Annotated in this window: 10 protein-coding genes; 8 read left to right on the forward strand and 2 right to left on the reverse strand. The window is 63.0% G+C overall.

Going from position 1 to position 10571, the window contains the following annotated elements; genetic code table 11:
- The first annotated feature begins 268 nt into the window (after window positions 1-268).
- Entirely contained in the window at window positions 269-976 is a 708-nt protein-coding gene (locus tag OJ996_RS20550) for a hypothetical protein (protein ID WP_264515554.1), read from the forward strand.
- A gap of 159 nt (window positions 977-1135) precedes the next feature.
- On the opposite strand, the gene OJ996_RS26590 is transcribed toward OJ996_RS20550, so the two are convergent.
- Window positions 1136-1438 (reverse strand): WYL domain-containing protein, encoded by a 303-nt coding sequence (locus OJ996_RS26590; RefSeq protein ID WP_425605570.1) that lies wholly within the window; start codon window positions 1436-1438, stop codon window positions 1136-1138.
- Entirely contained in the window at window positions 1426-1587 is a 162-nt protein-coding gene (locus tag OJ996_RS20555; RefSeq protein ID WP_264515555.1) for a hypothetical protein, read from the reverse strand. Before OJ996_RS20555 ends, OJ996_RS26590 begins: the two co-directional genes overlap by 13 nt.
- Before the next feature lie 586 nt (window positions 1588-2173).
- On the opposite strand from OJ996_RS20555, the gene OJ996_RS20560 reads away from it, so the two are divergent.
- From OJ996_RS20560 to OJ996_RS20590, 7 genes are all read left to right on the forward strand, one after another.
- Complete coding sequence (locus OJ996_RS20560; RefSeq protein WP_264515556.1) at window positions 2174-4933, forward strand: phage tail tape measure protein; 2760 nt, start codon at window positions 2174-2176, stop codon at window positions 4931-4933.
- Between the two features lie 2 nt (window positions 4934-4935).
- A complete protein-coding gene (locus tag OJ996_RS20565) occupies window positions 4936-5562 on the forward strand; it encodes a hypothetical protein (RefSeq protein ID WP_264515557.1) in 627 nt (208 codons plus the stop codon).
- Between the two features lie 4 nt (window positions 5563-5566).
- Entirely contained in the window at window positions 5567-6121 is a 555-nt protein-coding gene (locus OJ996_RS20570) for a hypothetical protein (protein WP_264515558.1), read from the forward strand.
- Window positions 6118-6582 carry a DUF6950 family protein gene (locus OJ996_RS20575; RefSeq protein ID WP_264515559.1) on the forward strand — a complete coding sequence of 155 codons (465 nt, stop codon included), beginning with the start codon at window positions 6118-6120 and terminating at the stop codon, window positions 6580-6582. The genes OJ996_RS20570 and OJ996_RS20575 overlap by 4 nt, the downstream gene beginning before the upstream one ends.
- Before the next feature lie 27 nt (window positions 6583-6609).
- On the forward strand, window positions 6610-8754 hold the full coding sequence (locus OJ996_RS20580; protein ID WP_264515560.1) for a phage tail protein: 2145 nt from the start codon (window positions 6610-6612) through the stop codon (window positions 8752-8754).
- 411 nt (window positions 8755-9165) lie between these two features.
- The gene (locus tag OJ996_RS20585; RefSeq protein WP_264515561.1) at window positions 9166-9882 is read left to right on the forward strand and encodes a hypothetical protein; all 717 of its coding nucleotides are present in this window, start codon (window positions 9166-9168) and stop codon (window positions 9880-9882) included.
- 19 nt (window positions 9883-9901) lie between these two features.
- Window positions 9902-10571 (forward strand): SGNH/GDSL hydrolase family protein (locus tag OJ996_RS20590; protein WP_264515562.1); only part of this gene is annotated, 670 nt, incomplete at its 3' end.

A 10571-nucleotide genomic window follows, 5' to 3' on the forward strand; every position in this document is an offset into this window, starting at 1 on the left:
GCCCGGCCCGGTGTCGCTCGTGACGCACGTAAATTCCCGGATAGCGGCGGGATATGGCAAGGCAATTTGGCGCTAGTCACCGCGCATCTTGCATGTAAAGGCCCGCACGGATTTTCCCAGCGGGCTGGGTACACGAGTTGCTCCGCATGGGCCGCTTCGTTCAACGGGACATCCCTAAAACCTGCAAAGTTTGCAATTCGACGGGTTGTTAAACGTTCAACCTTGAACGCTCATTGATCTTTGTTAAGCGACGGGCGCTTACCCTTACATGAACGCACTAACACACATAGTACTTGCCGCTGCTCTGGCTTTCCCGGCCTCAGCGGCAGTCGTCTTCCAGAACCCTGGACTTGATGGAACACCCGGCTACGGGAGCGCACCAACAAGCTGGAACGCAGTCCCGTTGGGAACCCCCTATTCGGAGGCCACCTCTGCCGACGGAGCGGCCTCCATTTTGATGGGGCCAACAGGCCCAAACGTCTCAAACGGATACTTCGGCACACCCCATTCCGGAGACACTTTTGCCGGAGGGATCTATCGGATCATCAGCGGCAACCAGTATCAGCAAGGTATCCAGCAATCGGTCTCGGGTTTCACCGTGGGCCAAGAGTACAGCTTTAGCTTCTATCAAGCAGTAGTGGGCTACAGTGGAGCGCAGGACGATTCCGGAAGCTGGCGGGTTTTCGCCAACGGCGTCTTGATCGAAACCACCGATCCAAGCACCACAACGGTGGCTTGGAACACGCCGGGCAAACCTCTTGAATGGCAAGAGCGCGTTATCACTTTCACCGCTACTTCCGAAACCATCAATTGGGCGTTCCTCTCCTTCGACCCTGAGGGAAGCGGCCTGACGGCCGAAGATGGCGTCATGATGGGCATCGACTCATTTTCGGCGATCAACCCGGTCCCCGAAACAAGCACAGCACTTCTCGGAGCCTTTGGCATGATCGCTCTTCTTCGCCGTCGTCGCAACTGAGCGATTTTGACTTCGCGCTGCCCTCCAGCTAGCAGTGGATGCTGTAGCGCACAGGGCAGCGCTAGTTTGTGAGAGTCCGGGTCCGCATGTGCCGGCCCGGACTCTTTTCCTAGCACCCGCTGTAAGCGTGGGTCGGCCCCTGGGAGGGTGGCCGGCCCGCTAATCCTGCTTCTGTTTAGAAATAGTCGATCGGAAGGGAACCCTTTTGGGAACGTCGGGGCGTGGGACGAAGGCCCGCTTTTCGAACTTCACTCCGCGGATCTCCGCGAAGCGGAAGAAGCCCCACTTGTTGCTTTTCGTCACCCATGCAGCGAGGACAAAGGCGGACGACCGATTCGCTTGAAGAAGCGCGTGAGGCTCCACGGTGACGACTTCACCGTGGTAGCTGATTGTGAGATCCCTGCCGGCCGCAACCGCGGATCGAAGGATCTGCAGGGTAGGGCGGTGCGTTAACTTTTCCATGTGTTCTCATTGTCTGAAGTATCGATCCGCTGCCACGCGGTGAAGAGGCGGCTGCCCATGCAGCCCACCAGGCGGAAAACGATCTCCTGCTCGCCGAGTCCGGGGCACTTGAATACGCGGGGCTTCAGGCACCATCCCCAATCGGGCACGGAATCCGGGAGGATCCAATCACCGGGCAAACAAGCCTCGGGAGACGTACGTAGTACGCCAGTGTAAGTTTTTTCCATACCGACGAGGGCAAGAGGTGGACCACCGCCAAAGAGAGCGCCGGAGAGGACGGGCTCAGGGGAAGAGGAGCAAAACGTGCAAGAAGCTAAGACTCGCACAGTGCTCCTCTATTCCGATGAGGACAACATTTTTCGAGAGTTTAAGTATACCGCTTAGATGGTGTCCTATAATGCGACACAGTCCGCTTAACTGCGCAGCATGTTTGCTTGCGAGCTGCGATACTCCGCCTAGCAAGAGAGGCTGTGTCAACGCACGGCCGCGGGAGGCGGTTCTGAGGAGTGCCCCTCCCGCGTCATTCTTATTTGCTACCGGGAGCCGCTCTCAGCCTCTGGGGCTCCTCGAAACGGCTCCCGATCGCGTATCGCTCATGACATTGTTAGAATCGCGCGCGATTCGAATTCGTTACTCATGATTTTTCCCGAATCTCGCCGCGCTGAAGTGTCTCAATCCGGCCAATCCCTCTCCCTCTGACTCTCCGCACCTGCCGTCGAGCTGCACGCTCGCCCCATGGCACTTCTCGGCACGCTGCAGGTCCGCATGAGACTCGACACCGCGGCATTCGGCCAGAAGTTCAACAGCTTCACGAAGGACCTTGAGAAGCGCGCCAAGGGATTCTCCCGCGGCCTATCCGGCCTGACAGACTTCGGATCGCTGGTCGGCAGCGCGGGCATCGGCGCCGCCCTCACGCAGGGGATCTCAGCGGCGGGCAACTTCGAGTCGACCATCAACCAAGTCGCCGCGGCGGCAGACCTCGGAAAAAGCGCCATCACTGGACTTACCGAATCCGCCCTCGCCATGAGCAAGGGCACGGTATTCTCGGCTAACCAGACCGCCGAGGCGATGCTCGCACTTGCCAAGGCGGGCATGTCGCCTGCAGATCAAGCGGCCGGCGGCCTTGTGGCCACGATGCAACTAGCAGCGTCGGAGGGGCTCGATCTCGCGTTCTCAGCAGAGCGCATCGCCGAAGCCATGGGCGCATTCAAGCTCCAAGCAGCAGACGCATCGTCGATTGCCGATGCCCTCGCCGGCGCGTCGGTCGCTTCAACGGCATCGGTGGAGGGCCTTGCACAAGCGCTGCAACAAGTGGGCACGGTCGCGAAGCAGAAGGGTGTTTCCCTGCAAGATACCAGTGCAGCGCTCGCTCTCTTCGCTCAAAACGGACTCAAGGGATCGGATGCCGGCACATCTCTCAAGACGATGCTCTCGCGACTAATTCCGGAGACGGACAAGGCCGCCGATGCGATGGAGAAGTATGGCCTTAAGTTCATCAATTCGGAGGGAGCGTTTCTGAGCCTCTCCGAGGTTTCGGAGCAACTTCGGCAGAAGCTCGGAGGGCTGTCGGCGGCCCAGCAATCATCAGCACTGCAAACCATCTTCGGTAGCGATGCCATCCGTGCAGCTGCAATTCTCACCCAAGAGGGTGCCGGAGGCCTGCAAGCATACATCGATGCCACCAAGGACAAGAACGCGGCCGAGAAACTCTCCGAGGCCCGCACCCAAGGTTTCAACGGAGCGATGCTCCGGCTCCGCAATACCTTCGAGCAAATCGCCATCGGGATCTCCCGCGGCGGGTTCCTTGAGGCCCTCACCAAAATTGCCACCAAGGGTGCCGAGTTCGTCACCCGTCTCTCCACCCTCCCGGATTGGGTAAAGAATATCGGCATCGGCTTCGCCGTCGCTGGCGCTCTCATTCCGCCCTTTGCTCTGGCCATTTCGCAACTCGTCCTCGCTGGCCCGGCTCTTCTTACCGGTTTAGGCGCGGTGACCGGATTCCTTCTCGGTCCCTGGGGACTCGCCATCATGGGCGCGATCGGGGCCGGCATCCTCTTCAAGGATGAACTCATTTCCGCTTGCGAAGGCCTGAAGTCCTGGTTCGCGGGTTGGCTCGATGAGAACCAGCTTCTCCTTGCCGAGTTCGGTGTCGCGTGGGAAGGGCTCGTCACCGCCCTACAGCCCCTGTGGGAAGCAATCAAGACGGGGTTCTCCCTTATTGGACAGGCCATCCTCTCCGCCTTCGGTGCCAACGGGGCGAACGTCATGCAGGCCTTCGGTTCCCAAGCCGGATCCGTTCTCCAAGGATTGGTGATGCTCGGCACCCGCGTCGTCCAGGAACTCACGACCGTCGTCAACTGGATTGCGACCTACGTCCCTCTCGCCGCGGGAAAGCTCCACGAGCTCTACACCACGATCAGCAAGTGGCTTTCGGATACGAGGGCCATGTGGGTCGATATCTGGAACGGTTTGGTTCAGGACCTCGAGAATGCATGGATCGAGATCAAGACCACGCTCCGCGCCTCCGCCGATGCAATCATGGAGTTCTGGCGCAATTACGATTGGCTCGAACTCGGCCAAGCGATCATCGACGGCATCGTCCACGGCCTCAAGGCGGGGGCTTCCACGGTGATCCAAGCTGCCAAGGATCTGGGGCAATCCGTGATCGACGGGGCCAAGGGTATCCTCCGGTCCAATTCGCCCTCCAAGGTCTTCATCGGCATCGGCGAGGACGTCGGCAACGGCTTCGTGATCGGTATCCGCAAAAAGATCTCCGAAGCAGGGAAGGCGGTGCAGCAACTTGTCTCCACCAACCCCGGCAGCTTCGGCGCGTCCTTCATGGCCAGCGCAACGCGAAACATCGTGGGGCCGGATGCCGACAAGCAGTTCAAGGCCTGGACCGAGAGCATCAGCAAGGGCGCGATCCAAGTGCAGTCCGCCTGGTCCTCGGCCATGACCCACGTCGGCAGCGCGATCGATGAGTTCGTGAAAACCGGCAAGCTCAACTTCTCCGACCTCGTCCGCTCGATCATTGCCGACCTTGCCAGCACCGCCCTCAAGAGCGCCTTCAACGGCCTCCTGCAGGGCATCCTCGGCGCCACCGGCGGCATGTTTGGCGGCAGCACCGGCAGCACGGGCGGCGGCATCCTCTCCGGGCTCGGCAGCATCTTCGGGGGAATCTTCGGCGGCATGGCCAGCTTCGAGGGTGGCGGCTACACCGGCACCGGTTCCCGCTCCGGCGGCCTCGACGGCCGGGGCGGTCGCCTTGCCCTGCTTCACCCTAAGGAAACCGTCATCGACCACGCCGCGATCAAGCGCGATGCCCGCGGGTCGCAGCGCCCGCAGGTGCATGCGCCCATATCGATAGTCCTGCAACCCGGCGTCTCGCACGAGGAACTCGCCCGCATCATGCCCACCGTTCAGCAGGGCATCATCAAGACCCTGCTCGAAACCATCCCCCGCGGCGGTCGCTTCGCCTCGGCCTTCGGCCAGTAATCATGCCCGCCACCATCGATCTCCCGGAAGTGCTCAAGCGCGTCGTCCGCCTCTCGTGGACGATGGAGAGCAATCATGGCCTCGCGGAGTCCGCCTTCACCGGCGCCGTGCAAGCCCAGCGCGGTCAACTCGAGCGCTGGTCCTTCACCATGGAGTTCCGCAAGATGAACCGAGCCGAGGCTCAGGCAGCCATCGCTTTCTTCATGCGGCTCGAAGGCCAGCTCAACCGCTTCCGCATGGCCGACCCCGCCGCCCTCAAGCCGCTCGGCAAAGGCACCGGCAATCCCGTCGCCTCCACCGCCACCACCGCGGGATCCCGTACGCTCGCCACCACCGGCTGGCTCCCGAATGTCCCTGGCCAACTCCGCGAGGGCGATTGGGTCCAGATCGGCGACCAACTCTCGCGCGTCCGCGAGGATGTCGACAGCGATGCCGCCGGTGCCGCCGCGCTCGACCTCTGGCCCAAGCTGATGCTCGCCGTGCCCGAGGGCACCCCGATCATCCTGCGCCCTGCCAAGGGCATCTTCCGCTTCACCAGCGAGGCCCCGAGCTTCGACCTCACCGCCGCCGATACCAACAAGCCCTTCAGCTTCCGCATGAGCGGCGTGCAGGAAGTGCTTTTGCCCTGAAGCCATGCGCGATCTCTCCCCCGAATTCCTCGCCGCCATCCGCGCCGATAGCGTGGTGCCCGCCCTCCTCGTCTACCTCGACTTCGCGGGCGATCCCTTCCGCGCCTGGACCGGCCTCGGCCCGGTCGAGGGGCTCGGCCACACCTGGCAAGGCGTAGGCAATCTAGGCGAAGTCGGCGGCATCGAGGAATACTCGGAGATCCGCGCAGGCACCGTTGAACTCCGCCTCTCGCGCATTCCCGGTACCGCCCTCGCCGATGCCTTCACGCTTACCTACAAGCGCCGCGCCGCGGAGATCCACCTGGTGCTGCTTGATGAAGAGAGTGACGCACCGGCCGTCCTCCACAGCGCGCTGCTTTTTCGCGGTTCCATGGACACCCTCGAACTGGACCGCCAGCCCGGCGAATCCTCCTTCACACTCGTCCTTGCCAACGAGCTTGCCCGCCTCAAGGACTCATGGGGCCTCCTCTACACCGACAGCGACCAGCAGCGGCTTTTCCCCGGCGATACGTCGCTGCGCTTCGTCCCCTCCCTTCAAGACAAGAAGGTCCGCCTATGAACCGCTCCGAGCTCCTCGCCGCCTACCTCGCCGAAGTCTGGGGCCGCCCTTACCGGATTGGCCAGTGGGACTGCATCCTTTTTATCGCGGAATGGGCCGATCGGCTCCAAGGTTCCGAAACCTTTGCCAGAAAGCTTCGCGGGCACTACAGCACCGAACGAGAAGGCCTCGCCACCTTCACTTCGAGCACCGGCGTCAACCCTGCGATTGTCACTGCTCTGGGAATTCACGACTGGCAAGCGGTTCCCTTCAGGACAAAAACCTTACTGGATCCTCTCAGCTTTCAGCCGGGCGATATCATCCTCACGGATTTTCATCACCCGGGAATATGGGATGGCGCAGCGATCGTTGCGCAGCCGGCTCGGTCAACTGGAGTGCTCAGAATTCATTTTGATCACGCTACATTCGCACTTCGCTTTCCCGCTGAACCTCACCAATCCCAAGACGTCCCCATCTCCTGATCACCCGCTCCGGGTCACGCTCCCCCCATGGGCGTCATCGGCGGCATCGTAGCGGGCATCGCATCCTTCCTCGGCGCGTCCGGTGCCGTCGCCTCTGCCATCGGCTTCGCGGTCAATCTTGGCATCGCCGCCTTCTCCATCTCTTCCTCCCTCGGCGCCGCCAAGGAACAACGCCAAGCCGCCGAACGCGCGCGGCTCGATAGCATCCAGCGCAACGCCTTCCGCAACTTCCGCCAGCCGCTCACCCCGCGTCGCATTGTCTTCGGCACCTGCCGCGTCGCTGGACCCCTCGTCTTCGCTCACAACCGCAAGCTCCACGGCACCCACCTCGTCGTCGCCCTCGCCGGGCACGAGGTCGAGGAGATCGTCTCGGTCTGGCTCCTCGAGGACGAGCTGGTCTACCAAAAGACCGGCCCCAACCTCGGCGCCGTCGCGGGCAAATATGGCAAGGCCGTCCTCATCCAGACCTTCCGCGGCACGGCCACGCAGGAGATCGGCAACGCGATGATCGCCGCGCAGGACAACCGCCCCGGGGTTCCCGCCGCTTCCCTCGATCCCGGCATCATCGTCCCCTCCGACCAGTTCCGCGGCATCGCCGCCATCTATGCCATCTGCCGCGCCTGGTCGCAGCTCTTCGAGGGCGAGACCCCGGAATTCGCCGCGATCGTGAAGGGCAATAACCAGATCTTCGACCCGCGCGACGATTCCACCGGCTACACCGCCAATCCCGCGCTCTGCACCGCTTGGTATCTCTCCGCCATCATGGGTTTCCCCTGGTCCACCATCGACAGCGAGGCCCTGATCGCCGCGGCCGATCACTGCGACGAGGAGGTCGAGCTCAAGGCCGGCGGCACCGAGAAGCGCTACGAATGCCACGGCGTCATCACCGCGGACATGCAGCACCGCGAGGTCCTCTCCCTGCTCGAGCGCTCGATGGCCGGGCGCGTCCGCTATGCCTCGGGCAAGTGGTTCATCACCGCCGGCGCCGCGCCTGTCGCGGATCCCGTCGACTTCACCGAGGCCAGCGCGCAGGCCGGTTACAAGGTCCTCTACGATCCGCCCGACCGCTCGCTGCCGAATGCCGTGCGCGGCTCCTACGTCGACACCAAGTCATGGCAGCCCCGCGCCTACCCGCAGCGCGAGCTTCCCGCCGCCATCACCGCGGAGGGCGGCCCCTGGTGGCTCGACATCGATCTCCCGCTCACCGTCTCGCCCTCGATGGCCCAGCGCATCGCGAAGATCGAACTCCTGCGCGCGCGTTCACGCCGCCGTTTCTCGATCGAGCTCGATCTCCGCGGCCTCGCCGCCCAACCCGGCAGCATCGTCACCTGGTCCGCTCCCGATATCGGCATGGCCGCCGCCCCCTTCGAGGTCGATGCCTTCGGCTTCACCCGCCGCGATGGCAAGCGCGGCGGCAAGGTCCTCGGCACTCGCCTCGACCTGGTCGAGTGGGGCGAAAGCATCTTCGCGTGGAATCCGGCCACCGATGAGAAGGAAGGCACCGACGGCGTCGCGAATCCGGGCGGCATCACCCCGCTCGCGCCGACCGATTCCTGTTACCTCGAAGCGAACCTCGAGGCCGCGGGCGCGGACTTCTACGCCGAGTATCACATCTCCTGGACCGATCCCGAAATCGACGAGGCGACCCTGCAGCACGTACGCTCTGTGGTCACCGTTACGATCAAGTGGGACAATGCCGGTAGCGAGGAAACCACCGTGGCCACCGCCACCGAGGACGTGCTCCCGAACGTCGAAACGCTGATGAAGCCGATCGAGGCAAGCGAGACCGGCTGGACCTACGTCTCGCACGAAATCAGCGTCACCCTCGCCGCCCACTACTCCAGCGGCCTCGCCAGTGGTCCGGCCACCCTCGGCCTCTGCGAAATCCCGCCCTCGACCTACTTCGGCAGCAGCAGCGCGGGCACCTTCCCGGACCAGTTCTTCTACGAGCTCGAAGGCGAGAGCGATCCCACTTGGTATGGCTCCGCGAACGAGGATCATCTTGTCCAGTTCCTCGTCGGGCCCGACCTCTCGATCCTCTACGATGTCGACGGCCAGCCCATCGCCGAGCTCGCATCCGGCGGCCCCGCGGGCGTCTACACCGCAACAAGCGTCGGAGAAGCCCGCTTTAATGACGGCAACCCCTGGACATTCACGTTCACCCTTGTTTAGCAGACGGGACCTTCTCGCTCAGGCATTCGCGATCCTTCGATCCGTCGCAGCTTCAAAGCTCGATCCAGTTCCCGAACGGCCGCTTCGAACTCATCGGGGGTTAGCCCCGTGAAGTGAGGAATGACTCTTCCGTCATTCATGAGGATAAGAGCATCGGTTGCCCTTCCTCCGAAATGGCGGCTGCCGATCCCGGTGGGCCAACTGCCTTGGGGCGACACCTCAAGAGCCTTTGCCACGGCAGCAAAAAGGGCATCGGAATCACGGCAAGATGGAGAGGTCGAGATCACGGTCCGCCATACAATGTTTTCATGCAAGAAGTCAACGTCGGATTGGCTATCAAGTGATCTCAATCCTCCCAATCCTTCGCCCTCTCGCTACCCGCGATTCGCTACTCGCTCCTATATTCGGACCATGCCGTCCGCCGCCGTCCGCCTGCTCTGCGAGGCCCGCAACTCGTCCCGCACCATCCGCGATGCCGCCACGCAGGAACGCCCATTCTACTGGCGCGGATCCTCGGTCGCCTTCGAACTTGCGCTGACCAATCGCGGCGCCCATCTCCTCTCTGCCGGCGTCGGTTCGATCATCGTGGAGGTAAAACGCCTCGACGCCTTCCCGCTCGACGACGCCCTGATGCGGAAAGAATTCGTCGAAGGGGACTGCGACGCCGCCTTCACGGCTGCCGATTGGGACGGAGGCACCAAGGCCCTCCTCACCGCGAACTTCACAGTCAACGAGGCCGCCATCCTCCCGGGCACCTACCGATTGATCGTCACCCACGTGGACGCGCAGGGGAACGTTAACATCCACCTTTCCAGCGAGCTGGCGGTACTAGATCCACAGACCGGCAGCGAGGGCATCGACCCGCCGCCGATCGCTTGGACCTATCTCGACAGCGTCCCGATGGTCCGCACCGACGGCGACCAGAACCTCTCCGACGCCCAAGCCCTCCAAGCCCTCGAAAACCTCCGCCTGCGGCATGTCGCTTCCGGCCTCAAGATCGTCCTTAACTCCAACGGCGGCCTCGACCTCGCCATTTGGAACCAAAGCACCAACTCCTATCGCGTCCTTCGCCTAGAGGGAAACCCCGGCGATCTCACAGAGGGCTTCATCTTCTCCGATCCGGAGTAACCCACGCTTTCCACACACCATGAACTGCACGATCAAGCTCCTCGCTCTCAGCTCTATCCTCTTCGCTACCGCCCTCGCCGATCCTCCGCCGCCCGCTCCTCCCGCCACCACGCCCACGGGTGGCACCCCCACGCGCGCGGAACTGAATGGCAAGGCTAACAAACCCCTCGGCCCCTTCGCGGGCGACATCCAAGCCGCGGCCGCGGGCGTCGCCTTCGATGAAATCTACCGCAAGTCGGACGGCTCGATCGCCTGGCTGCGCAAGCCGGTGATCACCACGGTCGCCACCGTCGGCGATTCCATCACCGAGCAGAACTCGAACGATCTGAACCGGCTCAATGGCTACGGCTATGCGACCTGCGCCCGCATGTTGAGCGGCAGCAAATATGACTTCGAGGCGAATGGCAGCGTGCTCGAGTTCGCCACCGGGGGCAGGAAGTCCGCCGCGGTGCTTGCCACCCACATTCCCCAGGTCATCGCCAGCGGGGCCGATGCCGCCATCATCCTCGCCGGCACGAATGACGTTGCCGGCAGCCCGGTCGAGCCAGCCAGCGTGACCGTTGCGAACCTCGAGGCGATGGTCGACCAACTCCGCGCCGCGGGGATCTGGCCGATCGTCTGCGAGATCCCTCCGATCGGCCTCGCACTCTCCGGCGGTTCGAACTCCGCCGGCGTCGTCAGCGCGCGCG

The sequence above is a fragment of the Luteolibacter rhizosphaerae genome, from assembly GCF_025950095.1.
Taxonomy (GTDB): Bacteria; Verrucomicrobiota; Verrucomicrobiia; order Verrucomicrobiales; family Akkermansiaceae; genus Haloferula; species Haloferula rhizosphaerae.

What these genes read in the sequence shown, in the direction of transcription:
- OJ996_RS20550 (WP_264515554.1), top strand. Translation starts at nt 269, where the DNA reads ATGAACGCACTAACACACATAGTACTTGCCGCTGCTCTGGCTTTCCCG.
- OJ996_RS26590 (WP_425605570.1), bottom strand. Translation starts at nt 1,438, where the DNA reads ATGGAAAAGTTAACGCACCGCCCTACCCTGCAGATCCTTCGATCCGCG.
- OJ996_RS20560 (WP_264515556.1), top strand. Translation starts at nt 2,174, where the DNA reads ATGGCACTTCTCGGCACGCTGCAGGTCCGCATGAGACTCGACACCGCG.
- OJ996_RS20565 (WP_264515557.1), top strand. Translation starts at nt 4,936, where the DNA reads ATGCCCGCCACCATCGATCTCCCGGAAGTGCTCAAGCGCGTCGTCCGC.
- OJ996_RS20570 (WP_264515558.1), top strand. Translation starts at nt 5,567, where the DNA reads ATGCGCGATCTCTCCCCCGAATTCCTCGCCGCCATCCGCGCCGATAGC.
- OJ996_RS20575 (WP_264515559.1), top strand. Translation starts at nt 6,118, where the DNA reads ATGAACCGCTCCGAGCTCCTCGCCGCCTACCTCGCCGAAGTCTGGGGC.
- OJ996_RS20580 (WP_264515560.1), top strand. Translation starts at nt 6,610, where the DNA reads ATGGGCGTCATCGGCGGCATCGTAGCGGGCATCGCATCCTTCCTCGGC.
- OJ996_RS20585 (WP_264515561.1), top strand. Translation starts at nt 9,166, where the DNA reads ATGCCGTCCGCCGCCGTCCGCCTGCTCTGCGAGGCCCGCAACTCGTCC.